The organism is Paraperibacillus esterisolvens, from assembly GCF_046237625.1.
GTDB classification, from domain to species: Bacteria; Bacillota; Bacilli; order Bacillales; family DSM-1321; genus Paraperibacillus; species Paraperibacillus esterisolvens.
In genome coordinates this window covers 1,116,674-1,142,281 of the sequence record NZ_CP143545.1, presented here as the reverse complement: position 1 = coordinate 1,142,281, position 25,608 = coordinate 1,116,674, and the positions used below count along the sequence as shown (strand labels likewise).

Genomic DNA, 25,608 nt, shown 5'->3' with positions numbered 1-25,608 from the left:
CCATATTCTAGAGTTCAGGCTTTTCGTCATGTATATCTTTTGTGGGATCGGTCACAGCTACAATGATCTTTCCATTCTTTATGTCCTCTACATATTGACGCACCTGCTCTTCATTCAGGCCCACTGCATCAAGAGCCTTTGTGAGTCCGCTTGCCCCTGTGGACATCCCGGCCACTGCGCCTCCCAGAATGGTTATGATGGGGCCGGCTGCCAGGATCGGCCCGATTCCCGGTATGGCTAAATAGCTTAATCCAAGGAATAACCCTGCAAGCCCGACTGCGCCCCCTGTTGCGGCCCCCGCCACGACTCCATCCTTGTCCCCTGCTTTTACCTGGTTGGCTTCAGGTCCCAGACCTTCAATGTCCTTTGCCACAATCGAGATTTCATTCTGGCTGTATCCCTGCTTCTTCAAATCATCGACAGCTGCCTTGGCTTCTTCCTGGGTATCGTATACGCCAATCACTTTTTTGATCATAATGACTATCTCCTTTATCATGCTGTTTTATTAATTAATACCCTGTTCTGATCTCATTTAATCAATAAAAGACTGTCAGGCAGAAAGAGCCTTTGCAGTTTTCCTATTAAAAGCCTGACTCTGTTGGTGCCAGAAAATCCGGGAAGCACATTTAAGCCTCCGGTCTATTGCCGCAGATGCAGGAGGGAAGTTTTCCACCTATAGATTCAACGGACTTACCTAATGAAATTATGGGTAATAGTATTAGATCGGAAAGCTGAGAAGTAACATACATATTGCAAGTCTAAGAATCATCTAAGGGAGGGACCTCCATGGAAACAGGATTGGCGTTTGCCGGCGGAGGCATTCCTGGGTGTGCAGCCGTAGGTGTGCTGCGGGCATTCAAGGAGTGCGGCATTAAAGTGACACATGTAACAGGAACAAGCTCCGGCGCAATTGCAGCCGCCCTGTATGCTTATGGATATGAGGCGCAGGATTTGGAAGAAATCGTCCCGGCCTTGAGCAGGCGGTATCTTGATGTCGATTACAAAGCGGTTATGCTTAGGGCTCTGTTCCTGAAGCCCCATATAAATGGCTGGCTGAAGGGAAACCGGCTGCGTAACCTCGTCGGCAGGCTGACAGATGAAGCACCGCTCTCATCCATGAAGCTTCCGTGCGGTATTGTGGCGACAGATTTAGAGAAAGGACAGCCCTTCGTTTTCACACAATCCCATATCCCAGATTTTGATTATGATACAGACGCCCTCATTTCTGATGCTGTCCGCGCAAGCTTTGCCATTCCCCTGGTATTCAAGCCCTGGGAGCATAAAGGACAGACACTGATAGATGGAGGGGTAACTGTCAACTGCCCTGTCCAGGTCTGCAGAGCCCTGGGTGCAAAAAAAGTGATTGCCATTGACCCGATTACACCGATAGCCAAAATCCGGGGTCATGGAAGCGGAACATACCGGCTCATGCACAAAATCATTTATTTGAATCTTCAGCTGCAGATGGAAATTGAAAATAAATATGCAGATTATGTATTGATGCCAGAGACAGGTTTTGTAGGCGGCTTTGAATTCAAGAAGGCCGTACATTGTATAGAAGCCGGCTATCAAGCCGCCATGAAAAACATGGAGGCTATTGAGAGCAAGCTGACTGATGCCTGATGCAAAGAAAAACAGCTGCCGCCGGCAGCTGTTCTTTTCTTATAGAGATGGGACGGCAGCGTTTTCCGCCGCCTCTTTTCTTCCATGCAGGAAATAGTAAAGCACTCCTCCTGCTGCAATGGCTGCCGACATCAGCATATACAGGAGCGGATAGCCTGTATGGGGAATGATCAGCCCAAGAATATAAGGGCCAAATCCCAGGCCCGCATCAAGAAAAATAAAGAAAGTGGAGGTAGCAAGGCCCATCCGGTGCGGCTCTGTCACCTTGATGGCCACCGCCTGGGTAGTGGACTGCATATTGCCAAATCCCAGGCCGATCAGGGCGCCTGCTGTGAGTAAGGCAAAGCTTGAGCCGGTTTGGCTGAGAAGGAGCATGCCGGCTGCAAAAAGGATAAACGCCGGGTACATTACGAAATTCGCTCCCCTGGCATCCATAATCCTGCCGGTAAACGGACGTGAAGCCAGTACGGCAATCGAATATACAATGAAGAAAAAGCTTGCCGTCTCTACCAGATTGATTTCCATCGCATAAAAATTGATGAACGAGAGCACGCTTGAATAACAAAAAGCTACTCCCAGTGTGATGACGGCTATCGGCAATGCTTTTGGTTCGACAAAGCTTGAGAGGCTGAAGCCTTTTGCCTTTTGTGTTCCCGGTTTAGCATGAAGGGTTGGCACTTTGACAAACAGTGCAATGACAATACTTAGAACTCCAAGTGCCGTACAAAAGGAAAAAATGACAGAAAAACTTGTGTGCTGGCTCATATACAGCCCGATAAACGGGCCAATGGCTGTGGCAAGAGTGGCACTCATGCTGTAATAACCAATTCCTTCACCTTTCCTTGCCGCAGGAATGATCTGAGCCACTATGGTTCCTGTTGCTGTTGAGGCCATACCCAGAGCGCATCCATGAACTAGGCGGTTCAGCATCAAAAAAGCGACCCCAAAATCTGCAAAATACAGCAGGGTGGTCAACGTAAAGAATATAAGTCCAATGAAGAGAGTCCTTTTTCGTCCAATAACATCAATAATCCTGCCAATGAACAGGCGGCCAAAAAGTGTACCGATGATAAAAATTCCGGTTACAAGGCCCGCTTCACTTGTTGAGGCATCAAATCTTTCTACGGCAAAGACTGCGATCGTTACCATCAGTAAATAAAAAATAAGGGTCAATATAAAGTTTACAGACGATACAACAATAAAATCCTTTGACCATAATCTGGGCTGTGGTTCAATCAATTCCTTTTCCCCCGTTTTATCAATGTATTTCGTATCTCGGCCATGGCTTCAATCATTTCTTTTTGCTGTTTCTCCGGAATCCCTGCCAAAATCTCCACCTCAAATTTATCGATGATCACTCTCATCTCCTGGTAGACGCCATGCCCTGTTTCTGTGAGCTGAATTCTCTTTTCCCGTTTATCAGCACTCGGAACCTGGACGATGTAGCCGAGTTCCTCCAGACGATGTACTGTCCTGGTTATATTCGGCTTCTCAACTCTCTGGTAATTGGCCAGCTCGACAAGGGTTGCGGGTCCATATGTGTGTAAATAAAAGAAGACGGTCCATTGAGACCTTTGAAGCTTATGACATGATAGAAGCTCATTCAAGCGGCTCTCAAATGGTCTGTACAGCATCAAGAGCCCGTGAAAGAATGCCTGAGATGTTTTTATATGAATCCCTCCATTATTTAACCACATTAATTATTATCAATGATAACCATTTGATTATAGCAAATATCATCCTCTCAGTCCAGAAACTGTTTCATCCGGTAAGACTGCAAACTCATTACATTGCCCGTAACTTAAATGTTATTTGACTGTGATGTTTTTAACGTTTTACCATGCTATGATAAAAAAGATGAGTAATGAATAACCTAGGAGATCAATGGCGATGGATAATGAACAGAAGAACATGATGGAAGAAGAATTAGAGTTATTGAAAGCTGCCCTCCAGCTAGAGCAGCTGAAGGTACGCAGCCTCAAAAAGATGTTAAAGGCGGAATATGACCTCGAAGGTGATAAATTAGATAACTTTAATTACCTCCTCGGCCTGGACCGCTATGCCCCTCCTGATGAAATCAAACGGGAGTTCAAGAAACTGCTGAAAGCACTTCATCCTGACCGCGGCGGAGATGACAGGCTTTTCAAGGTGTTTCACAGCCACTATAAGAGGGTCAAGTAACCTTGCAGCAAAGCAAGGAAAGAAACCAGTGCCGATTCTTCTGCTTTAATATCATTATCATTCGGCTATAAAAAAAGACCGCCAAAATGGCAGTCTCCCTGTTAGTCTGCAGATACTTGTGAAGGCTCCTTGCGCGGTGCATCACAAAATATTGCTGCAGTATCCGGGAGTTTGTGGCATATTGATCGTGCCCTCAGTCAAAGCCCTAGACCAGATAGGAGTCTTCTTCCGTCTTACGCACTACTTCCCAGACATTTATATCGCCGGAAGTCTTGCAGGCCTGATTCCTCCATTCCTTCCCCTAAAGGTCTCGATATAGACAATTCTTCCAAGATTATGATTCACATTAAATGATATTTAGAAATTCCATAGGCATCATATATACCCTTTATATTAACCAGACGGTCATGATCCCCCGGACGCCAGATAAATCAATACACGCAGGGAATAAAGTGAAAAAAAGGTCAAACGCCTCAATCCCCCCATATTGAATCCATCCGATAATCTTGAAACTGAATATGCCAGCCCTCCTCACGGTATTTACGTTCGAGTGCTTTTTACGGTTCACGGTCAATGGGGGAAGCGATGTAATCGTTATAGGTATCGATATACAGGCTCCCGTTTCCCCCTAAGACTGCATAGAAGACATCCTTTTCGGCGAGGTATCGCTTGTCCAGCTCGGATTGCAGCCAGGAAAGGCTGATCTGGTTCTCCTTGAGGTTGTTGTGAACAATCTGCCCATCCATGATCACCTCAATTGGGAAGGATTCTTCATGTGTAAACAATGATAATGACTGCATGGTAACATGCCGGTACTGAGGCTTCTTTAAAACCGTCATTGTCCCATTGACTTCAAGGATCGCAAACAATACTTCATCTATATTAAATACACTTTTTTCCCGAAGCTGCTGATTCAAATAATCCAGGGTATATCGCATCTTTCTCATGTTATGCTCCAGCACTTTGCCATTTTGAATGAGGATGGTCGGATCTCCTGCAAAAAAACGCCTTGCCCTTCTGCTTTTCATGGATAGATATGCAAGCAGGAAAATGACGAGAACATACCACGTGAACGAGAGGACAAGATGGTGCGGCTTTATGGTTAAATTAAATGATAAATTAGCAATGATGGCACCCAGTGTTATGGATGCTATAAAGTCGAAATAAGTCATTTGTGAGATTGTTTGTTTTCCTAAAAATCGTGCTGCTAAAAATAAGATGCTAAATGCCAGAATTGTCCTCAATATAACGAGTACATGTTCCTCCATACCCATGCCCCCTGTAACAGAATGCTCTAGGATTAGTATGCAAAAAAAACTATTAATTAACCTGGGTTCATGACTGCACAATAAAAAATAGGGCCCTTATCGGCGGGGCCCTTTACCAAAATTTCAATTTATTAGAAGGAATCCATGTTCAGGAAGATGAGGATTGCACCCAGGATCAGAAACAGGATCGGAGAGATACATTTTGAAAAAGAATCCCTTACACGCAGATGAGTGAGGATGGCTCCCGCCATGGTAACCACAATAATCAAGGCGCCCCATGCCGCCAGCTGTTCCAGCCAGAGACCGGCGGCAGCAAGGGCACCCGCTGCAAGCTCAACGATCCCTGTGAATACTCGAAACCACGGCGGCAGCCCAAAATGCTTAAATCCTTCAGCCATCTGGCGTGAAGTAAATTTCATCAGTCCAAAAAATATAAATGCAGCACCCAGAAAAATTTGAAGAATTGTCGATAAAAGCTCCACTCTGCACATCTCCCTCCAAATCTTATTCTGTAACATTCTATTCAGGAGAATGAGCGATTAGAATGAAAGGGAGGAAGCTGCAGTAAGACCTGTCTCCCGGCTTCCTTTATGTTCAGGTCCGGATTATCGCTTCTGGTATTTAATCCATCATGTCTTTAATATAAGCTTTATTTTTATTTCGGATTTCCCGCTCTCTACAGCAGCTGACATAACCGGTCTTCATATTCCCCCTGTTCCGGACAGCTATAAAGGCTAATTGTGCAGGATGCCACGCCGGATGAAACCAAGAAACCTTGTGCCTTGATAATCAAGAACGCCTTCATCCCCCTCAGCCAGCAGTCCGTATTCTCTGTCTTTCAGCTCAAATTCCATCCGGGAGCCGCTGTCCGTCTGAAAGGCTGCAAAATAATACGTGAAGGCCCGCCGGTCACCGCCTCCAGATATCTCGGTCCTTTTGGCAATAAGCCTGGCATTTGCGCTGAGTCTTGGAGAATTGTTGTTCTTATTCCATTGAACAATGGAACTAATTATTGCAGTCACGATAAGGGCAGCAACTATAAAAAATATAATGCCGATGAAAATAGGCACTGCCTGGAACATAAAATCATCCTGTGGTTTTTCAAACATTTCCATTCCCCCGTTGTTTTTACCTAATTTTACCACACGGTTGATATAGGATGACCTCTTTTTTACATGGTTTTTGTCGCATTACAATGTGGCTTTTATTTGAGAAAGTTGATTTCCGCTGCGGGGTCTCACCTGTCCCACTGTTACCGCATGAGTCCCACGCCTTATAACTTTGTTTAATAATTATTCTTCTGAAATTACTACAATCTTTTTAGAAGAGAAATTTTCACATAAAGAAAAGCTGCCTCAGCAGCCAATGATTTCCTTTTGTTTTTAATCTGATTCCTGAGTGAGTTTGTTTAAACTTTCTATCATATCCTCCAGGTTCCCAAAGCTGGAACTGATGTCTCCAATCCGCTCTGTCTGAAGGCCCAGTGCGGCACTAATCTGTTCAATTGCGGCACTCGATTCCTCTGTTATCCAGTGCCAGGCTCGATGCCAATTGAATTTGAAACGCCCTCTAAATATGCGGTATACCAGAAAGCTAAGACACAGGCCATAGGGAAAATACTATATTTCTGCCATGACTTTCATCTGTGCAGGAAGCTTCATGATCAGCTCCGCCCCTTTTCCATAGAAAAGAGTCTAACTCTATGATTATTTTAACTTCCTAATCCACAGCAAAAAGAAGAGCTTCCGCTCTCCTTTTTGAACTGGAGTTATTTGGATTGGCCGAGCTTTTTTCTTCTGATAACTGCTGCAGCCGAAAAAGCAAGCAATGCTGTCAGGGAAGCTTCCATCCACGGTGTTTCGGATCCTGTTGTTTCACTTGCTCCGCCTCCGCCAGTCTGTGGCATCTTGCCTGGCATCGCTGTTGAAGCAAATTTATCAGGCATTTGCATTACAATGCCATTGCCAAGTGCCTGGCCGACACCAAACATTGCTTTATACCCTTCCCTCCATGACTGATAGGCAGCAGCATAATCTCCTGTAACAGCGGCATCAAAGGTGTTAATAACGCTTTCCTCGTGAGCTAGTACCGCATCCTGGGCGGCCTTTTCAGGGAGCTTGCCTTCTGTTGCCGTACCAAGGAAGGTTCCGAACTCCTTCGAAAATTCCTTCATTCTGTTTTCAGCTTCCATTCGGGCATTATCATCTTTTTTCTTTACTGCCTGGACCAGGTCACTTTGCGCATCTATGTGGTTTGGCTGCCAAACATTTACGAACTGGTTTCCTGCCTCGGCTCCATAGATGGACGAAATGGCAGCTTTAAAGTCTGCAGTATTGGCATCCTGGGCCCAGTTAACGAAATCGAAATCCTTGGCTCCCCCATATTCCTTCTGCATTTCCATCGTGGCAAGGGCAAAGTGCTCAGATGCCAGTCTGTTCAAAGCTGATCTCAAATCGCCTGCAGGCGTATCAGGTGAAGTATTTTTGACTTTCTCAGGCATTTGGGCTGCAATCGCTCCTGATAGCGCCTTGCTTATATCAAACATCTGCTTGAAGCCTTCACGATATGTCTGATAGCTACCCTTAAAATCTCCATCCACATAGTTGTCAAATGATTTTTGAACCATATCTTCATGTGCTTTCAAAGCCTGTTCAGCTGCCTGCTGCGGGAGTTTCCCCTCAGTTGCAGCAGCAAGAAATGCCGAGAAATCCTTAATGAAATTATCCACTTCCATGTCTGCTTTTTTCTCTGCAGCTTCATCTCCAGCTTTGACGGCCATTGCATAATCATCTGTGGCATCATTGTGAGCTGTAAAGATTCTTTCAAATTCAGCCGCTCCTTTTTCTCCATAAAGCGAAGCGATAGCCGGCGTCATATCGAGCGCGTTTTGATTCAGTGCCTGCATGGCTTCTTTAGCTGCTTCAGATCCTTCATAGGCAGTGGTCATGGCGTTGAAGGCAAGCGCAAAGTGTTCAGACAATAAATGATCCAATGATGCCCGCAGGTCTACAGCTGGTGTATTTACCGTAGGAGCCGGTGCTGCTGCGTTTCCCACAACCGGAAATAATAAGGTCATTCCAAGTACCGGGGCAGCGAGTTTTTTAAAGTTTGGATTTACTTTCATAATAGAATCTCTCCTCTTTGTTTTTAGTATGCAGTTCATGAATATTACTTTCATGCAGCTGGCGGTCCTGCTGCAGAGTCTTATTTTCTTAATATTCCGACTCTTTTTGCGGCCGCTTTCTCTTTTTCACTAAGTAAACGCCCGGATGAAAAGTTTGGATCACTTACGCCAGCAATTTTTGTGACGGTTTCTTTCTCTCTTTCTTTACACTTAGTAAACGGAAGACTTTGAAAGCTGGATCACTTTTTGTAAAAATTCTTTCAAAGAATTAAATTCATCCTCTTTCTCTTTTGTTTTTACACTAAGTTAACGGAGTGTCTGCCGGAATGGATCAATTAATTATGAATTTTTAATCGTCGTTGCTTTATAAGGTTCGATTGTAAAATAGCCAGAGTAATTCAGCAAAACTGTACCTGATTAATTCACCATTTGAAGTTGAGCATCGAGTAAATATCTTTTACTTCCTTTTCAATTTAACGGCCGTTTAGTTGTAAAAGGAAAATATTTATAATAGGAGAAATAGATATTAGACTGTCTAGTTTTAATAATGAATGACAGAAATAGAAAGCAGAGGTTATTAACTTGGAGATTGCATGTAAAAAAATATTATTACTGGGGTAACTGGAACTTTAGGTGAAAGGGCAGCTAAAGATCTGTTGATGGAGGCACCCATGTCAAAGGATTGATAAGAAATCGAAAGTGTCAGGATATAGGGATCACCCCCATGGCAGGAGAATTGAACGATCGGGAGTCTTTATAAAGTGCCATTATAGATATAGATGTCGTGTCTTGAAGCACTGTCTATGAGTCTTGCTTTAGTTGAATAAAATCGCAAAAGGACTGTCTGCATGGACAGTCCTTTTTGAAATAATTTAACAGCGGCTTAATAAAATAAACCTGCCCCAGGACAATGGCTGCAGGAATGTCATCCTGAAGCGCATGCATGGAAAACAGGCTATTTTTAGTATGTTTTTTATGGACTTGTGAAAGGAGTGTGTTTAGATTCCTGACCATATATATCGACTGAGGCGACAAAATAGCCGGCTTTCGATGAATCGGGCAGTGTGTAGCTTTTACGCTGCAAGGTTGAGATGCTTTTTATTTTTCTCTGATTTCCGTCCGGAAATTTTTTATATATCCTGTAGCCTGCTATGGTATCTTTCCTTACAGCATGCCAGGTGAGGAGGCTGCCATTTATGGATGTATCGGCAGGCGCCTCGGGCGGCGGCAGGATTTTTTCTGGCTGCGGTCTTGTTTTTAATTCGCTGTAGACCACCAGGCGCTTTTCATGGTTATTTGTAGAGCGGTCATACAGCCCTGTGCATGTAATCAGGTTCAGTCTCGGTTTGTCCCTTGTGCCGAAAATCTCTTTTATCGGTGCACCATTATAAGGATAGCTTTTTTTTCTATCAACAGAAAAGACCATTCTCTTAGACTTTTTATCCAATAGAATGATTTCTGCCCCCGGCTTAAGCTCCTTCAGCCTGAAGAAAACAGCAGGTCCAGATTTATTGTCGACATGTCCGTCAATTACGGCACTCCCGATACGGCCCGGCTTGGTTCCCGGCTCAAACCAGGCTGCATTTTTATCATCTTTAGGTACATCAGGCTGATTGTTTTCAAGGAGCCCCACTCTCTCAATCTTTGCATCTACCTTGATGCTCGGAATGATGATCCGGGAAGGTTCCAACCCTTCTCCGGATGCCATTGCCGTTCTCTCCAGTTCAATCCTTTTATTAATGTAGTTCTCTGTCTCCTTTTGAAGGAGATTGAATTCCTTAAACACAGGATCTTCTGAAACCTCATCCCCCGGCTTTTCTTCTTTCTTCACTTCTGCCGTTTTTATATCATTTGTCCCGGCTCCGCCATTTTTCATGAATGAAGTATTCAGATCCTGGCATCCTGTAAGAAGCAGGGCGATTCCGGCAGCTGCCAGACAGGGTTTTAAAGCTTTCATTTATTTTACCTCCATTCAGAATGCTGTCCGTTCTTTTCAGACTTTCTTGAAGAGTAAACGCATATGACGGTCCAAATGGATCACTCAGGAAGTGAGGAAAATAATATTTTTTAACCAGAAGCAAAAGTTTCTGCAATAGAACATAAAAAACTCCAGTTTTTTTATACTGGAGTTTATATTGAATTTTTTAACAAAATCTTCTAAACTTTTTCAGCCTCTAAAGTTTGCGGATATAAAGGCATATGATGCAATGCCGAAAATTACTATTAATCCTTTGATGAACGGATCCGTTAAGTTTTTCATGGTTCCAGTTTTTGGTAGACATTATAATTAAATCATACACATTACTTGAGATTAAAACCATCAGAGCAGCCCCTGCAGCTTTGAAAACAATGTTATCAAGGCTGAATATCACTGCAATAGCTAACATTATAAAGCTGTGAAACAAAGTCTTACCAAACAGCACCGTCTATCCCTCCATTTTACGTTTATTTCCTGTTATGCCAGATTGCTGAATTCTCTATTTCTTCCACATACGATTAGCAGACTATTAACATTTCCCGCTTTTCCCGCCTCTATCTTCAATTTCACACTATAACTAATTCCATTTCTGATCTATTTCTCCTTTAAAAGAGGTTTCATTTCTTTGACAAAGGGTAAATAAACATGTTCACTAATACATATAGACTTTTAGACCAATGGAAGAGGGAAAGAAAAATGGCTATTTTGCTTGTAGATGATAATGAAGCCAACCTATTTGTGATTGAAAAGCTGCTTAACCGCGCTGGCTACACCGACCTCCTGTCTTTCACAACAGCGCAGGACATGTTTACATATCTGGAATCTGATAAACCTTTTATAATAGAAGAGCAGGTAGACGTAATCCTGATGGATATCATGATGCCTGAAATTGACGGAATTGAAGCATGCAGAAGACTGCAGGAATGCGATCATCTGAAGGATATTCCGATCATTTTTGTTACGGCACTCGAGGATTCCAAAAAAGTTGTTGAAGCCCTGGATGCCGGCGGTATGGATTACTTGATGAAGCCTATTAATAAAACGGAGCTTTTGGCGAGGATCAGGGTAGCCCTCCGTCTTAAATATGAAAAAAACTGGCACAAAAAGCAGGATGAAAAAATCAGAACCGAACTGGAACTTTCCATGCAGGTTCAGACGAGCCTGTTGAGCAGGCCTGTCCAGAAAGAAAATCTGGTCATCAAAGCTTCATATATCCCTGTTTTTAAACTCGCCGGGGATTTATATTACTGGTATGAAATTGACGAAAACCGCTATGCTGTCATTCAGCTTGATATGATGGGCCATGGGATTTCAGCTTCACTTGTCTGCATGTTCATCTCATCTGTCCTGCGTGATTCGATTCGCAATAACCCCGATCCAGAGTTTGTCATTCAGGAGTTGAACCGCTGGATGAACTCTCTCAATCTGCATAACCCAAAAATCCCATATTATTTCACAGCCCTCTATTTAGTTGTAGATACATCCAAACGCCAGGTTGAATATATTAATGCCGGTCATCCGAGCGGTTTTGCCCTGATCAACGGGCATACTCCTGTAGACCTGGCCAGCCATACCTGTGCCATCGGTTTCTTTGAGGATATGAACATCCGGAAAAATGTGATCAGCTACGAAGATTCTCTGCAGCTTTTTCTATTCACGGACGGAGTTCACGAGGCGGTAGATAAATATGATGAGGCTGGGAAGGAATTCCTGAGGAAAGCCTCCTCAGTGTATCTTGAGAATGCCGGCGATATTGAACCCATCGATGCCATTCTGACAAAGGAACAACAGGAGGCCGCCCTGGATGATATGTGTGCGGTGCTGATACAGGCAACTTAACGGGCAAACAAAAAGCAGAAATCCATTTTAAGGATTTCTGCTTTTTTTGCGGAATAGCTTTTCCAGCATATTAAAGTTTTCAAAGTCCAGCCCATCCGACCGGATGGACTCCTTGCTGCCAAGACCCAGGAATCCCTGCGGTGCCAGGCTTTCATTAAACAGCTGCAGCACTTGCTGCTGCAGCTCCAAATTGAAATAAATCAAGACATTCCGGCAGATGATTACATGGAATTCATTGAAAGACCCATCCGTGACCAGGTTATGCTGGGCAAAAATGATTTTGTCTTTCAATGCCCCATCGATATAGGCACGCTCACTGTCTGCGGTGTAGTATTCCGAAAAGGATTTCTTCCCGCCGGAGGCCATGTAATTCTTTGTATACTGCTGCATTTTTTGAAGCGGCATGGTTCCGGAAGCAGCCTTTTTCAGGACGATTTCGTTCATATCGGTGGCATAGATCTTCACACGCGAGGAAAGGCCCTCCTCATGAAGGAGGATAGCCATTGAATAAGCTTCCTCCCCAGTGGAACAGCCGGCATGCCAGATCCTGATTTCCGGAAGGCTTGAAAGCAGTGGCACCACCTCTTCCCGGAAGCTCTTGAAAAAAGAGGGGTCCCTGAACATTTCTGTGACATTGATTGAAAAATCACCTAATACTTTGGCAAGAACCGTTTCATCATGGATGATTCTCTCAGTCAGGGAAGTGATGCTCTTCAGACGTTCCATATTCATCCGGTTGTGAATCCGGCGCATCAGGGAAGAGCGCATATACTGCCTGAAGTCAAACCCGCTAAGCCGGTATACTGCTGACAATAAAAGGTCCAGCTCGAGTTCTTCTGTATTCATACTCATCCCCTATTGATATTACTTAGTCACGACACCCACACACGCATTGCGGAAAGAAGCTGGTCCACTTTCAGCGGCTTGCTGATATAATCCGTTGCCCCCGCTTCCAGGCACTTGTCGCGGTCGCCTTTCATGGCTTTCGCAGTCAATGCAATGATAGGGATGGAGTTTACAGTTTCGTCCATATTCCTTATTCGCTGGATGGCTTCATAGCCGTCCATAACCGGCATCATAATATCCATAAGGATGATGTCGACCCCAGGATGATCTGCCAGTTTATCGAGGCACTCTACCCCGTTTTCCGCTGTGATGATGTTCATTCCTTCTTTTTTAAGAAGATTCTTCAGTGTAAATATATTACGATGGTCATCATCCACAACCAATACAGTTTTTCTCTTCAATACAGCAGTCTCATCTTCTTCCATAGGAGGTACTGCCTCATTGATCTTAACCTCTGCAGCCGGTTCAGCCTCAATAGTGAAAGCAGACACAGCGGCTGCCTCGAGAGCCGAGGCTGCTTCCGCCTGGGCCAGCTTCTCCTCGGCAAGCTGCGGCAGACCGTCAGGAAGATTAGGGATGATCAGCGTAAAGGTGCTTCCTTCCCCTTCTCTGCTGTCGACAGTGCACGCTGCGCCCAGCAGCTGGGAGAATTCTCTTGTAATGGAGAGTCCAAGCCCGGTTCCGCCATATTTCCTCATGACGGCCCCATCCACCTGCTGGAAGGCTTCGAAGATCATAGCCTGCTTATCCTGCGGTATGCCTATTCCTGTATCGGTTACGGAGATTTTCACCCAGGTTTCTACAGATCCTGAAAGCGGCAGTCTTCTGGTTTCCGTTTCTGCAGCTTCACTTACCTTGATGGAGACCGATCCCCGCTCCGTAAACTTAAACGCGTTGGAAAGCAGATTTTTCAGGATCTGCTCAAGCCGCTGTTCATCTGTGTAAATAATGGGCGGCACAGAGCCGTTGAAATCTATTTTAAAGTCCAGGTTTTTATTTTTGGCTGTCTGGGAGAAATTACGCTCCAGCCTGTCAAAGAATTCATTCAGATAGACTTCTTCAAAGTTGATCTCGAGCTTGCCTGCCTCAATTTTAGAAAGATCAAGGATATCATTGATCAGGTTCAGCAGATCCTGTCCGGAAGAATGGATAACCCTCGCAAATTCCTTCTGCTCCTCTGCAGGAGCTTCATCCGATTCATCTGTCAGCATTTCCGACAGAAGCAGGATGCTGTTTAGAGGTGTACGCAGCTCATGTGACATATTTGCCAGGAATTCTGACTTGTATTTAGAGCTCAGCTGCAAATCTTTTGCCCTCTGTTCAAGCTCCTCCTTCGCCTTTTCCAATTCCTTGGACTTAAGCTCTGTCTCGATCGACCGTTCCTCAAGCCGTTCATTTGTCATCCGCAGCTCTTCTGTCTGCAGTTGCAGCTCCTCGGATTGTGCCTGCAATTCTTCAGATTGCGACTGCAATTCTTCCGACTGCGCCTGAAGCTCTTCCGTCTGTGCCTGGGCCTCGATTAACAGGCGCTCAATTTCCATCCTGCCTGCAATATTGGTAATGCCCATTCCGAGGGTGTCCAGAACATTCTCGACCAGCTTATGCTGCGCGGGGGTGAATCGCTTAAGACTGGCGATTTCTACGACTGCAACCACTTCATCCCTAAGCAGGACAGGTGCTATCAGGATGCTTTTGGGCGCCGCTTCTCCAAGGCCGGTTGAAATCATACGGTAATCTTCCGGTATGTCAGCAAGCAGGATGGTTTTCTTTTCGGATGCTGCCTGGCCGATAATTCCTTCCCCAGGCTTAAATACCTGCCTTCCTGCTGTTCGTTCAGGGTCGGAATAGGAAGCAATCTTCCTGTATACATACTCCCCTTCAGAATCATCCTTCAAGTAGAACGCACCGAGGTTCGCCTCGACGGCAGGTGCCAGCTTCTTCATGAACTCCTCTGCAAGCGCATTGACGGAAACAAAGCGGCTGTATAGATTCACAATATCGACTGAATTGGATTCAATCCAGTTCTGCTCCTTAATTTCAGCCGTATATTTCAATTCCTTTACATTATAGGACTCAATGGAAGAAGCCATCGAGTTGAAGGCCAGGGCAATATCGCCGATTTCATCCCTTGCCTTGATAGGAATCCTTGGAATGGAAGATAGGTTGTTAAAGTCGACATTTTTGATAACATGCGTGATGGAGTTAATATTGCGGGTAGTACTCCGTATCACCCAGAGCATTACACCTGCAATCAATACCAGGGCAATCGCTACGACAACAATCAGGGCTGTCACCAGCTGGTTATAGGTGTCAGTCGCTTCTGCAAGGGAATCCTTCATCAATGATTCTTGATAGGCTTTGAAATCTTCAATTTTACTGAACAAGCTGTCCCGGGTTTCTGCTTCATTGCTGTAAATTCCGCGGAGTTCTGCCAGGCTCGCCTTGCCTGCTGCTTCGCTGCGGATATTGGTCTCCATCCGGGCAAAGTTTTCATATGAGCCCTTTATATCGGCTATCAGCGCATCAGACTTTTTCCGGTTGGAAGACTGCTCCAGCTGGGAAAGCAGGGCGGGTATGTCACTACCTGCTTCCGCTCCGGCCTTTCTTTCATCGCCGTTCCCTGAAAACAGCTTCAGCAGGTCACGGTCCTTCTGATACAGCTTCTGCCTGATCTCGGTTGTATAATTCACCTTCTGATAACGATCCTGTACAATCTCAAGAATGCTTGCCTTGATAGAACTCATCATCATAAGGATTACAGACATTAATAGGAGCATAAAAAAGACGGTCAAGCCCAGCCCGATATATTGCTTTTTCTTGAATCCCACACTTTTTTCCTACTTTCCTATGATTTGTATATACTAAAAGTCTTTTATACTTAACTATAGCAAATATAATGCTGTATATCTAGTTTGCTTGCTTTTTATGTTAATCTTATAGGTTTATATGGCGGTGGAGCAGAGTAAGCCGCAGGCAGGTATGCCAGCAGGATAAATGATGTTCACACCCGGGTTTTAGGAAGCATAAGATACAAGCAGCTCCGCCCCTTCTACACAGAAGAACACCGTCAGATATTCTCTGCGGTGTCCCATGCAGCAGGATGGCTGCCTTCTATTTTGGCCTTATGGCTTTTAGTCTATGAATATCGGGTCAGAGAATTGTTGGGCATCCGACTGCCTTGAACCTTTTCCGCAGCTTACAAAAACGTTTAATGCCTTCCCTTCAATTAAATATCCGGTTTCTGTATACGATCCGGAACCTGACCCGCCCCCTGCCCTCCGTTCCTAATACTCCGGGGCATCCTCAAGCTTTATTTCAGTTTTGATGGACCATTTAATGTCAAATACGTCCTTAATGTACTTCATAGAATATGCTTTTCTTCAATTCTCAGCTTGTTCAAAATACTCTTTCTTAAGCAAGCCATAACAAGTGCGGTCCAGGTATCTTCCGTTCAACAGCTCATAATCCCTGATTGTGCCTTCCTCTTTGAAACCAAGCCGGCGGGGAATGGCCCTGCTTTTGTGATTCGCAGCCGCTGCGTTGATTTCTACTTTATTGAGCCCAAGGTTTTCGAATGCGTTCTGTATCAGGAACCGGCAGCTTTGTGTTGCAAGCCCTTTTCCTTCAAACTCGCTGCCCAGCCAATAGCCTATCTCTGTCTTCTTATTTTTCTTGTCTATATATAAATATCCGATAGAGCCGGCAAGCTTCTCTTTATGCCATATGCCTGCCCAAAAGCCGCCGTCACCATGGAATCCGGCCAAGGACCTTCGGATGAATACCTCCGTATCACTCACATCCTTTGTATATCCGGGAAAGGATAGCCATTCTCCTAGAGCCTGTCTGTTGCGGACAATCAATGAAAATAATTCTTCTGCATGAGCATCGTCTAGTAAGGCTATGTATGTATCAGAATTTATATTGGCTTTAAACATGCTTCTCCCCAACGCCTTTTCAATATATTTTCATAAAAAATCCGGTTAAAAAGCCACAAGCCCCACTATGGTATTGTCAAGTTTTTTAACAGCTGATCTCTTTTGGCACCGCTTTTAACTTTTGGTGCATGATAAAGCAGAATCCTGCGCACATAAGCGAAAGGATAGCAACAAAACCATAGCCAGCCTGCAGACCTGCTGCCTCACCGGCAAACCTTCCCACCCAGTCAATAATAAAGCCTATGGCAAGATTGCCAAGCACGCTTGCCACACCCAGCAGGGTTACCGTGAAGGTAATAGCATTGCCTATCCCTTTTACATAGCGCTTGGCAAGCAGGGCCATAACGGTTGGGTAAATCGGTGCTATGCCAATCCCTGCCAGCGCAAAGAGAATGGCTCCTCCCTCGCCTGCCAGTATGCCGGCCAAACTGCACACCCCTGAAAAGGCCGAAAAAATCATAATTGAAAGGGAAAATCCGATTCTGTCAATGACCGGTCCGGCAAGCAGCCTGGTAATCGTAAAGAACAGGAAAAACAGTGACAGCATTCCTGATGCATCCTTCAAGCTCCATCCATACGAGTTTTCCAGGTAATATACAAGCCAGCTCGAAATCCCCATTTCCGACACAGTCCCGCAGGTAAGGACCGCAACAATAAGCCAGGCGACAGGATCTCGGACGAGGCTGCTGACCGAAGCTTTTTCTCCTTCCTCCATATCCTGTTCAGGAAACTTACCGAACAATGCCGGAATTACAGGCAGCAGAGAGAGAAGCAAGACAGCCAGATACATTCCTCTCCAGCCAAATTCTTCTCCGGAATATGCCCAGCCCATCATGGATGCCCCGATAACAGGAGCACCAATTGAGCTCAGGCCATAAAAGAAGTGGGCGATGTTCATCATCGTCCCGGTGTTCCTGATAAAAATGCGTGCCGCCATAATGCCAAGGCCAATTTCAAGAACTCCATTTCCCGCATATAAAAGAAAATAAGAGGCTGCCAGAGCCAGGAAGCCTTTGGAAAAGAACATCGCTACTCCTGCTGCAGCCATCGTTATGAAGGCGATGATACCGGTCCACTTTATGCCCACTCTATCCGCAATGCGGCTGGTAAATGAACATGCCAGCAAAAAACCAAGGGAATTTAATGCCAGGAGAATTCCCAGCTGTGATTCGTTCAGGCTGAAATCCGCCTGCATTTTAGGGAGCGCCGGCCCTTTGACGTTTTCGGAAAGCCCAAAAATCAAAAATCCTCCAAAAACTACAGAAAACAAAATAAACGCATTTACCCGATGTCTTCTTCCCATCTATCTGCCCCCCATAGCCGCTATAAATGATTCCTGTTAATTATAACAAAATATTCCTGTCTCTATTTTGTTCATGTTCTGAAAAAATTTTTTTATAAACACAAAAACCCTCCACAGGGGAGGGTTTTTACAATCAATTTCCAGCCGCTTCAGGCTTTTTATCTTCACGGGGAGGCTGGTTTCCGATAATATCTTCAGCCTGTTTGGCCCGCTTGATGAAAAACGCCAGGAAGAGCGCAAGGGCTGCGATGAATATGGAGATGAAGAAAGCATAGTTAATTCCTTCAAGCAAAGCCTTCATCCCGATTTCCTGTTTCATGGCGGCCAGCGCCTCCGGAGTCGGCTTGCTTGTGGCATTTTTCATGGCATTCGCAGCCAGTTCTTTGCCATAATCCTCCGCCCTGTTGGACATGATGGTAACAAGCAGGGCAGTACCAATTGCACCTGATACCTGCTGCATGGTATTATTCATGGCCGTTCCATGAGGATAATACTTTGGCGGAAGCTGATTCAAGCCGTTAGTGGAAACAGGCATCATAACCATGGACATTCCGAACATCCTGAGTGAGTAGAGTATGATCAATTGTGTATAAGTAGTTTCAAGAGTCAATTTACTGAAATAATACGTGGTGATGACCGTTATCGAAAGACCGGTGATTGCCAGAATACGGCCGCCGAATTTATCAAACAGCCTTCCGGTGACTGGTGACATAAGTGCCATCAGGATGGCTCCCGGAAGCAGCATCAGACCGGCATCCAGCGGTGATATGCCGCGCAGCGTCTGTACATATATAGGAAGCAGCAGCATCCCTGAAAACATGGCCATCGTAATGACCATCGATATGACAGAAGATAATGCGTACATCGGGTAACGGTAAATTTTAAAGTTAAGCATCGGACGTTCCATTTTAAGCTGGCGGGTGACGAAGATAAATAAGGCGATCACGCCAACCGCAATGGTTGAATACACTTCAGGCGCGTCCCAGCCCTTATTGCCCGCGGAGCTGAAACCATAGAGAATTCCGCCGAATCCAATGCTTGATAGGATCACTGAAATCGTATCCAGCCTTACATTGGTTTTCTCCTTTTTATCATGAAGCATGAAAAGTCCGACTATGAAGACTCCAACCGCAATAGGTGTCACAACATGGAACAGCATGCGCCAATCATAATGCTCGATGATCCAGCCGGAAAGTGTAGGCCCGATCGCAGGCGCACCCATAAGGACAAGCCCGAATACTCCCATGGCTGTCCCGCGCTTTTCAATAGGAAAGCTTGTAAGCATCACATTCATCAGGAGCGGCATTAGAATTGCGGATCCTGACGCCTGTATCATCCTTCCGGTCAGCAATACCGGGAAGATATGGGCAAATCCGGCAAGCACTGTACCAAGGGTGAAGAGTCCCATGGCAGTAAGGAACAAGTTCCTGACAGAGTATTTTTGGATTAAATAGGCAGTGGTCGGAATCATGATTCCGTTGACGAGCATAAAGCCGGTTGTCAGCCACTGGACGGTTGCTGTCTCAATATCGAGATCCTTCATGATAGAGGGCAGCGCAATATTAAGCAGCGTATTGTTCAGGAACGCGATGAACGCTCCAATCATTAAAACAGCAAGAATGGCATATGGCGGCCTTGCTGGCGGTTTTAGAGTCTGATCCATGTTTTTTCTCCTTTGTACATTCAGTTCACTTTTTTATACTAATATTTCACATAGATAATATCTTATACTACAGGTACAAAATTGACAATATAATTTTTTCTTTTTTTTTCCGGTTTGTGGCTTCCCTTATTTTAAGGTAAGATTACTTTTGTACTCATAGTCCAATGAAAAATAAGGTGAGGAAATGATTGAAAAGAGACAGCATGTAATAAAGGCAGCCCATCAGCTTTTTATAGAAAAAGGTTTCGCCGCTACTTCCATCCAGGATATCTTGGACCATAGCGGGATTTCCAAAGGTACCTTTTATAATTATTTCGCTTCCAAGACAGAATTATTAATAGCGCTGTTCAAATCCCTATCGAAACAGATTGAACTTGCCCGCAATGAGCTGCTCATTGAGGGAGATAAATCTGACATAGACCTTTTTGTTAAGCAAATAGAATTGCAGCTTCAAATGAACCGGGCAAATAAATTATTCACCCTTTTTGAGGAAGTTATTGTCTCCAATGACCCAGATCTTAATCAATTCATGAAGAAAGCGAGCCTTATGTCTCTCCGCTGGGTTTATCTCCGCTTCCTTGATATTTTTGGTGAATCAAATAAAAGGTTTCTGCTTGATTGTTCCATCAGCTTCCTCGGAATCCTGAAATCGAACATCAGATACCATTCAGAAGACAGCACGGCGAGCTTCCAGCAGCTCGTCCGTTATAGTGTCAACCGCATAGCCCGCATGGTTGAGGAGCTGTCACAAACAAATGAGGTATTGTTTGAACCTGAACGGCTGGATTCCTGGCTGCCGCGCTGCAAAAGCAAGAATCAGAAATACAGGAAAGACCTGAAGGAAGTTGTCGCATCGTTAAAAGCATCGCTGCCCGGCTCTCAGGAAACAGATAAATATAAAGAGCTTCTTGAATTCATCAAGGAAGAGATTTTGGGTACAAATAGTCCCCGGAAGTTTCTTATTGAAACTACCCTCCATACGATCACCGGAAAAAAGGAAGATTTCAGGGGAAAGGATCTTGAAAAGCTGGTTGTTCTGGTGGAATCTTTTCTGGCGCAGGGAACGCAAAAAGAGGACTTGTCCTATTAATTGGGACAGTCCCTTTTTTTATATTGCCCGTTTTTATAAATAGTGCCGCTGCTGAACAACAAGAAGGATGATTTCCGCTGCAGGGACTCTGCCTTCCGCCGGACGGAAGGTAAGCCTGCAAACTAAAAGACGACCCTGCTATGGAAAGTGCTCTTTCTCCAATAGCCTGAGGTCGCCCGGCTCTTTGCATTACAGCATAATTAATGACTCTCATATTGTACAAACCAAGTCAAAACGATTCCGGTCCTGAAGATAAAAAAATTTTATTGCTTCCTCGCATTGTATCGCTGTCTGAAGCGGTCTACGCGTCCGCCTTTATCTGCGAATTTTTGTACTCCTGTATAAAACGGATGGGTATCGGAGCTGACTTCAACCTTAAGCAGAGGATAGGTGCTGCCGTCTTCCCATTCGATTGTTTCATTTGAATTTTTTGTAGATCCGCTCATGAATTTGAAACCGCTGTTTGTGTCCATGAATACGACCTTACGATAGTTAGGATGAATATCTTGTCTCATGAAATCACCTCATTAGTAGTATAATTATATTGTAAACGTAATGATTACGATTTTCAAACAATATGATTCAAACCCTTATATAACTTCTAGAGATTAAAATATGGTCTTCAGCAGGAATAGCCCCGGAACGTGAAAGTCCTGGGGCTGCTTCTTTTTAGCACCTTGAATCAATTCCGTATGACTTTGACTCTTCCAACCTGGCCGTCAGTCAGCCTGACTTTAATTCCATGAGGATGGGTCTGGGAGTTTGTCAGGATATCCTTTACAATCCCGCTTGTTGTCTTTCCGGACCTCTGGTCTGCCTTTAACACGATGTCAACGGCAAGGCCTGGTTTTATATCGCTTCTATTTTGTCCGTTCATTAATTATCCCATCTTTCTTATGGCAATATCTAATATAGTATAGCCCACTGGTATGCAAAAGGAAAACTTGGCAAAATAAGAAGGCACCTCTAAAGAAGTGCCTTCAAAGATTCATGCAAGTTCGATCCCGCCGGTCACTCCATACGTCTGTGCGGTCACATAGCTTGATTCTGTTGATGCCAGGAACACATATACTCCGGCCAGTTCAACCGGCTGCCCTGCACGCTTTAATGGTGTATTCTCTCCGAATGCAGGAATAGCTTCACCCGGCTGTCCCCCGGAAATTTGGAGCGGTGTCCAGATCGGACCCGGAGCCACCGAATTCACCCGGATGCCCTTAGGTGCCAATTGCTTGGCAAGGCCCCTGCTGAAGCCATTGATTGCAAATTTTGTTGCAGCATAATCCAGGAGATTCGGGCTTGGGTTATATCCCTGCACAGAGGTAGTGGTAATGATGGAAGCTCCCTCCGGAAGATACGGCAATGCAGCCTTGATGGTCCAAAACAGGGAATAAACATTGATTTCAAACGTTTGTTTCAGCTGCTCGGTCTGAAGTTCTGCAATATTTTCGACCGCCTGCTGTTTGCCGGCAACCAAGGCGAGAACATCAAGTCCCCCCAGTTCCTCATAGGCACGCTTTACCATTTCTTCATTAAAAGCTTCATCACTTAAATCGCCCGGTATAAGCACAGCCTTTCTTCCCTCTGCTTCAATCAGCTTTTTCACTTCTTCAGCATCCGGCTGCTCAACAGGAAGATAATTGATGGCAACATCCGCCCCTTCACGAGCATAGGCAATGGCTGCTGCCCTCCCTATCCCTGAGTCACCGCCTGTCACAAGAGCCTTTCTTCCTTCCAGTTTCCCGGAACCTTTGTAGCTTTCTTCCCCGCAATCAGGCAGCGGGCTCATTTCCCCCTGGACGGCCGGCGGCTCCTGATATTGCTTAGGATATTTCTCGTTGTAATATTGATTTAAGGGATTTACAGGCTTTGTCATAAAATCTCTCCTTGCCGGCAGTTAACATGTAACTGGCATTTTTATAGTCACTTGTTTTTAATTCCCCGATCATTCGTGGAGTAAACAGTCACTGAAGGCAGAATGCCCCAAAGGGAAATCCGTTCCAGATTTCCGGCAATGAAAACAAGTGCTTCTCTCAAGAACGAAGAGTGGCATGGTGACATAGTAAAAGTGGAAAAAAACAGCTCAAAAATCATTTATTAATACAAGGAGGAAAAGAATCAAAAAAAAACTGGGTTCATTATAATCAATGAACCCAGCTTCTTTACAATTAATAATCTGAGAGGGATTCGAACCCCCGACCCCATTCCTGTCAAGATAGTCCAATATGATCAAATAAGAAAAATAAGTATAAACTAGTATAAGAAAGACTGTAATTAAAGGTTTTTTACTCCTTGTTATTGCAATTATTTTTAGGAGATTAACTGAAAACAATAATTATGTTAGTAAATTGTTAGCATGTTCCCTAAGGTAATAAAGTAAAAAAACAAGCCGATATATAAAATCAACATACTACTCTTTTCGTCTTATAAATTCCTACTTTTACATAAGAAGTCTTTTTACCAATTCTGGTATTGACACGATCTATTTTAGTGCGCCCTTGTTTGCATTAAAAAACTTCTTTACTTGTTGTAATGGAAATAGAAAACATTGCTCTAAATCCTGGGCATATTCCTTTGTAAAAAGACTGATGCCTATTGAAAAATCTAAATAAATCATAGCGAATTCCACAAACAAAAAGCAAAGTCCTTGGACGATTGTCCGGCTTTGCTCTTACTTTCTTTATTTGTTGCGCTGGGCATATACCTGTCCCGGCAGTGGTAAAGAATCATTTATATAAAAATAGGAAACGCTCATTTTAACTCCGGTATAGATTTACATCCGGTCTTTCAGCTGACAAGGCCCTTTACTTTTTTTAATTTCGAAACCGCTGCCGAGTCAGCAACGACAATCACATTCGGATGGTTCCTCAGAACGGATGCCGGGCAGTCAGTGCTCACGTTGCCCGCAAACATACGGAAGATTGCTTCAGCCTTCTTTTCTCCTGAGGCGAGAAGCAGGATCTCCTTGCTTTTTAAAATGGTTGAAATCCCCATCGTGATTGCGTAAGCCGGCACGTCTTCCTCATCGCCAAAATAGCGGGCGTTGGCCTTACGTGTCAACTCTGCAAGTTTGACGATATGGGTTGGTGTATCAAAAGAGGTGCCTGGTTCATTGAAACCGATATGGCCGTTTTCGCCGATGCCCAGCAATTGCAGGTCCACACCGCCTATGCTGTCAATGATTGCTTCATAGTTCTTTGCTTCCTGTTCGATGTCAGCTGACTTTCCATTTGGAATATGGACATTTTCCTTCGGGATGTTGATATCGTTAAACAGATGTTTATACATGAAGTAATGGTAGCTGTTTGGATTTTCTGGAGAAATTCCCACGTACTCATCCAGGTTATACGTACAGACGTCCACGTATGATGTCTGATTTTTTTTAAAATCATCAACCAGTAATTCATATGTCCGCACAGGAGTGCCGCCTGTCGCCAGGCCCAGCGCCGCATCAGATTTGGACTTTATTTTCTCCAGAATGTGCTTGGCGGCAAAAATGCTCATCTCTTCGTAATTTTTGACTTCAACAATCCTCATCGTTCCACTCCTCCCTTAAAGGCTGAAATGATTTCATATGATGTCCTTTAGAAAACTTTTTCCATATTCAGGCGGTTCAACACCCGTAAATTCTGCCAATGTTGCCGCGATGTCTGCCATTGTCTCTCTTGTTCCAATTGACACCGGCTTCACATGTTGCCCTACCACCAAAATAGGCGTTTGTTCCCTCGTATGGTTGGAATGCCCGATTGTCGGGTCGTTCCCGTGATCCGCTGTTATAATGAGGACGTCTTCTTCACCTAATTCCGGGATAAATGATGTCAGGAACCGGTCTGCGTCCTCCAGCACTTCCTTGTACCAGACGCTGTCCTCTTTATGGCCAGCCAGATCTGTCTCCTGCACATTGACAAGGAAGACCGCATTGTCTTCACTGTCAAGGTAAAACTTCCGGTATGTTTCGAGAACATCCTTTGTATTGACAACTGGATCATTGAACCCGCGTGCCTGGATCACATCCGCCGTTTTGCCGATCCGGTACACAGGGATGTTATTCATTTCTGCCATATGGGCAAATTGTTTTTCAAAATCGACACCGTACCCTAAATGGAGCACCTGGTACCCTTCTCCGTAAACATTGGCTTTTGGGGCATCGACGCCCCATTGCAGCCCGGAATTTTTCTCTTTTACAACAGAAAGGATTGTCTCAATGTCTGATTTTTCATTGCCAAAGACAATGACACGGCTTGTGTCGACATTTTCCCGGACAATTTTCCCTATCTGGGATACTTCCTGAAAGGTGAGCTGTTTCAGGTCCCCGACGACATTGATGATATTGCCGACCTGTGACTCGAGGTTGTCGCCAATGACGACTGCTCCATTCACAAGCAGGACGGTTGCCCCCTCGACAGGGTGGGTGACTTCATAGCCTTTTGCTTCCAAAGACTTTTTAATCTTTGGCCCCACTTCACTCATCAGCCGTTTTTTTGGCACTCCCGGTTTGCTTCCCATTAATTCCTGGTGCCCCATGAATGTGTCGGCTCCAGGATGGGCGAGGTTACTCTTTCCATAAGCGGCAGCCGGCGTACCTGCATCGTCTACAATTTTCCCTAAACCAAGTCCATACAGAGTCGGAATGCTTAGCTGGACGGTTTCCCTGATATGTTTATACGTATGGGCGGTTACGTCTTCAGGCTTTACTTCCCTGCAGTCTGCCATTGCGCCAACACCAAATCCGTCCAAAACGAGCAAGGTTATTTTAGCCAT

At 44.7% G+C, this 25,608-nt stretch carries 22 protein-coding genes; 4 read left to right on the top strand and 18 right to left on the bottom strand.

The features are described from left to right. Positions 1-7: 7 nt before the first annotated feature. Positions 8-475, bottom strand: coding sequence for a general stress protein (locus V1501_RS05810; protein ID WP_409291886.1), 468 nt, complete (start codon positions 473-475; stop codon positions 8-10). Positions 476-786: 311 nt separating this feature from the next. Here V1501_RS05810 and V1501_RS05805 point away from each other — a divergent pair, with 311 nt between their 5' ends. Beyond that, positions 787-1,623 carry a patatin-like phospholipase family protein gene (locus tag V1501_RS05805; protein WP_409291885.1) on the top strand — a complete coding sequence of 279 codons (837 nt, stop codon included), beginning with the start codon at positions 787-789 and terminating at the stop codon, positions 1,621-1,623. 39 nt (positions 1,624-1,662) lie between these two features. Here V1501_RS05805 and V1501_RS05800 read toward each other — a convergent pair whose 3' ends face one another. Together V1501_RS05800 and V1501_RS05795 are read right to left on the bottom strand one after the other, a co-directional pair. Further along, positions 1,663-2,862 carry an MFS transporter gene (locus V1501_RS05800; RefSeq protein ID WP_409291884.1) on the bottom strand — a complete coding sequence of 400 codons (1,200 nt, stop codon included), beginning with the start codon at positions 2,860-2,862 and terminating at the stop codon, positions 1,663-1,665. Further along, positions 2,859-3,257: a MarR family winged helix-turn-helix transcriptional regulator gene (locus tag V1501_RS05795; RefSeq protein ID WP_409291883.1), complete on the bottom strand. Its 399-nt coding sequence runs from the start codon at positions 3,255-3,257 to the stop codon at positions 2,859-2,861. Before V1501_RS05795 ends, V1501_RS05800 begins: the two co-directional genes overlap by 4 nt. A 256-nt stretch (positions 3,258-3,513) precedes the next feature. Between V1501_RS05795 and V1501_RS05790 the strand changes: the two genes are divergently transcribed. Beyond that, positions 3,514-3,804 (top strand): hypothetical protein, encoded by a 291-nt coding sequence (locus V1501_RS05790; protein ID WP_409291882.1) that lies wholly within the window; start codon positions 3,514-3,516, stop codon positions 3,802-3,804. A 557-nt stretch (positions 3,805-4,361) separates the two neighbouring features. Here the strand turns inward: V1501_RS05790 and V1501_RS05785 are convergent. The 5 genes from V1501_RS05785 to V1501_RS05765 form a co-directional block, all read right to left on the bottom strand. Beyond that, the gene (locus V1501_RS05785) at positions 4,362-5,072 is read right to left on the bottom strand and encodes a DUF421 domain-containing protein (RefSeq protein WP_409291881.1); all 711 of its coding nucleotides are present in this window, start codon (positions 5,070-5,072) and stop codon (positions 4,362-4,364) included. A 131-nt stretch (positions 5,073-5,203) separates the two neighbouring features. Next, on the bottom strand, positions 5,204-5,554 hold the full coding sequence (locus V1501_RS05780) for a DoxX family protein (RefSeq protein WP_409291880.1): 351 nt from the start codon (positions 5,552-5,554) through the stop codon (positions 5,204-5,206). 252 nt (positions 5,555-5,806) lie between these two features. Beyond that, positions 5,807-6,181 carry a DUF2500 domain-containing protein gene (locus tag V1501_RS05775; RefSeq protein ID WP_409291879.1) on the bottom strand — a complete coding sequence of 125 codons (375 nt, stop codon included), beginning with the start codon at positions 6,179-6,181 and terminating at the stop codon, positions 5,807-5,809. 659 nt (positions 6,182-6,840) lie between these two features. After that, entirely contained in the window at positions 6,841-8,196 is a 1,356-nt protein-coding gene (locus V1501_RS05770; protein ID WP_409291878.1) for a copper amine oxidase, read from the bottom strand. Between the two features lie 973 nt (positions 8,197-9,169). Next, positions 9,170-10,153: a sortase domain-bontaining protein gene (locus V1501_RS05765; RefSeq protein WP_409291877.1), complete on the bottom strand. Its 984-nt coding sequence runs from the start codon at positions 10,151-10,153 to the stop codon at positions 9,170-9,172. Between the two features lie 717 nt (positions 10,154-10,870). Here V1501_RS05765 and V1501_RS05760 point away from each other — a divergent pair. Then, positions 10,871-12,013: a PP2C family protein-serine/threonine phosphatase gene (locus V1501_RS05760; protein ID WP_409291876.1), complete on the top strand. Its 1,143-nt coding sequence runs from the start codon at positions 10,871-10,873 to the stop codon at positions 12,011-12,013. Between the two features lie 27 nt (positions 12,014-12,040). Here the strand turns inward: V1501_RS05760 and V1501_RS05755 are convergent, their stop codons facing one another. From V1501_RS05755 to V1501_RS05735, 5 genes are all read right to left on the bottom strand, one after another. After that, positions 12,041-12,859 carry a CheR family methyltransferase gene (locus tag V1501_RS05755; RefSeq protein WP_409291875.1) on the bottom strand — a complete coding sequence of 273 codons (819 nt, stop codon included), beginning with the start codon at positions 12,857-12,859 and terminating at the stop codon, positions 12,041-12,043. 26 nt (positions 12,860-12,885) lie between these two features. Next, entirely contained in the window at positions 12,886-15,687 is a 2,802-nt protein-coding gene (locus V1501_RS05750; RefSeq protein ID WP_409291874.1) for a response regulator, read from the bottom strand. 552 nt (positions 15,688-16,239) lie between these two features. Then, positions 16,240-16,794, bottom strand: coding sequence for a GNAT family N-acetyltransferase (locus V1501_RS05745; protein ID WP_409291873.1), 555 nt, complete (start codon positions 16,792-16,794; stop codon positions 16,240-16,242). Positions 16,795-16,879: 85 nt separating this feature from the next. Further along, positions 16,880-18,097: an MFS transporter gene (locus V1501_RS05740; RefSeq protein ID WP_409291872.1), complete on the bottom strand. Its 1,218-nt coding sequence runs from the start codon at positions 18,095-18,097 to the stop codon at positions 16,880-16,882. A 133-nt stretch (positions 18,098-18,230) separates the two neighbouring features. Continuing rightward, on the bottom strand, positions 18,231-19,760 hold the full coding sequence (locus V1501_RS05735; protein WP_409291871.1) for a DHA2 family efflux MFS transporter permease subunit: 1,530 nt from the start codon (positions 19,758-19,760) through the stop codon (positions 18,231-18,233). Between the two features lie 184 nt (positions 19,761-19,944). Between V1501_RS05735 and V1501_RS05730 the strand changes: the two genes are divergently transcribed. Then, on the top strand, positions 19,945-20,850 hold the full coding sequence (locus V1501_RS05730; RefSeq protein ID WP_409291870.1) for a TetR/AcrR family transcriptional regulator: 906 nt from the start codon (positions 19,945-19,947) through the stop codon (positions 20,848-20,850). Between the two features lie 263 nt (positions 20,851-21,113). Here V1501_RS05730 and V1501_RS05725 read toward each other — a convergent pair whose 3' ends face one another. From V1501_RS05725 to V1501_RS05705, 5 genes are all read right to left on the bottom strand, one after another. Then, complete coding sequence (locus tag V1501_RS05725; protein ID WP_409291869.1) at positions 21,114-21,365, bottom strand: type B 50S ribosomal protein L31; 252 nt, start codon at positions 21,363-21,365, stop codon at positions 21,114-21,116. Positions 21,366-21,532: 167 nt separating this feature from the next. After that, positions 21,533-21,727 (bottom strand): YwbE family protein, encoded by a 195-nt coding sequence (locus V1501_RS05720; RefSeq protein ID WP_409291868.1) that lies wholly within the window; start codon positions 21,725-21,727, stop codon positions 21,533-21,535. Between the two features lie 111 nt (positions 21,728-21,838). Then, complete coding sequence (locus tag V1501_RS05715; protein WP_409291867.1) at positions 21,839-22,723, bottom strand: SDR family oxidoreductase; 885 nt, start codon at positions 22,721-22,723, stop codon at positions 21,839-21,841. Positions 22,724-23,634: 911 nt separating this feature from the next. Then, positions 23,635-24,384, bottom strand: a complete 750-nt coding sequence (nagB, locus tag V1501_RS05710; protein WP_409291866.1) for a glucosamine-6-phosphate deaminase — start codon at positions 24,382-24,384, stop codon at positions 23,635-23,637. Positions 24,385-24,417: 33 nt separating this feature from the next. Further along, positions 24,418-25,608, bottom strand: a complete 1,191-nt coding sequence (locus V1501_RS05705) for a phosphopentomutase (RefSeq protein ID WP_409291865.1) — start codon at positions 25,606-25,608, stop codon at positions 24,418-24,420.

Coding starts and splice junctions, on each gene's coding strand:
- V1501_RS05810 (WP_409291886.1), bottom strand. CDS start 475: ATGATCAAAAAAGTGATTGGCGTATACGATACCCAGGAAGAAGCCAAG.
- V1501_RS05805 (WP_409291885.1), top strand. CDS start 787: ATGGAAACAGGATTGGCGTTTGCCGGCGGAGGCATTCCTGGGTGTGCA.
- V1501_RS05795 (WP_409291883.1), bottom strand. CDS start 3,257: ATGCTGTACAGACCATTTGAGAGCCGCTTGAATGAGCTTCTATCATGT.
- V1501_RS05790 (WP_409291882.1), top strand. CDS start 3,514: ATGGATAATGAACAGAAGAACATGATGGAAGAAGAATTAGAGTTATTG.
- V1501_RS05785 (WP_409291881.1), bottom strand. CDS start 5,072: ATGGAGGAACATGTACTCGTTATATTGAGGACAATTCTGGCATTTAGC.
- V1501_RS05775 (WP_409291879.1), bottom strand. CDS start 6,181: ATGTTTGAAAAACCACAGGATGATTTTATGTTCCAGGCAGTGCCTATT.
- V1501_RS05770 (WP_409291878.1), bottom strand. CDS start 8,196: ATGAAAGTAAATCCAAACTTTAAAAAACTCGCTGCCCCGGTACTTGGA.
- V1501_RS05765 (WP_409291877.1), bottom strand. CDS start 10,153: ATGAAAGCTTTAAAACCCTGTCTGGCAGCTGCCGGAATCGCCCTGCTT.
- V1501_RS05760 (WP_409291876.1), top strand. CDS start 10,871: ATGGCTATTTTGCTTGTAGATGATAATGAAGCCAACCTATTTGTGATT.
- V1501_RS05755 (WP_409291875.1), bottom strand. CDS start 12,859: ATGAATACAGAAGAACTCGAGCTGGACCTTTTATTGTCAGCAGTATAC.
- V1501_RS05745 (WP_409291873.1), bottom strand. CDS start 16,794: ATGTTTAAAGCCAATATAAATTCTGATACATACATAGCCTTACTAGAC.
- V1501_RS05740 (WP_409291872.1), bottom strand. CDS start 18,097: ATGGGAAGAAGACATCGGGTAAATGCGTTTATTTTGTTTTCTGTAGTT.
- V1501_RS05735 (WP_409291871.1), bottom strand. CDS start 19,760: ATGGATCAGACTCTAAAACCGCCAGCAAGGCCGCCATATGCCATTCTT.
- V1501_RS05730 (WP_409291870.1), top strand. CDS start 19,945: ATGATTGAAAAGAGACAGCATGTAATAAAGGCAGCCCATCAGCTTTTT.
- V1501_RS05725 (WP_409291869.1), bottom strand. CDS start 21,365: ATGAGACAAGATATTCATCCTAACTATCGTAAGGTCGTATTCATGGAC.
- V1501_RS05720 (WP_409291868.1), bottom strand. CDS start 21,727: ATGAACGGACAAAATAGAAGCGATATAAAACCAGGCCTTGCCGTTGAC.
- V1501_RS05715 (WP_409291867.1), bottom strand. CDS start 22,723: ATGACAAAGCCTGTAAATCCCTTAAATCAATATTACAACGAGAAATAT.
- nagB (WP_409291866.1), bottom strand. CDS start 24,384: ATGAGGATTGTTGAAGTCAAAAATTACGAAGAGATGAGCATTTTTGCC.
- V1501_RS05705 (WP_409291865.1), bottom strand. CDS start 25,608: ATGGCTAAAATAACCTTGCTCGTTTTGGACGGATTTGGTGTTGGCGCA.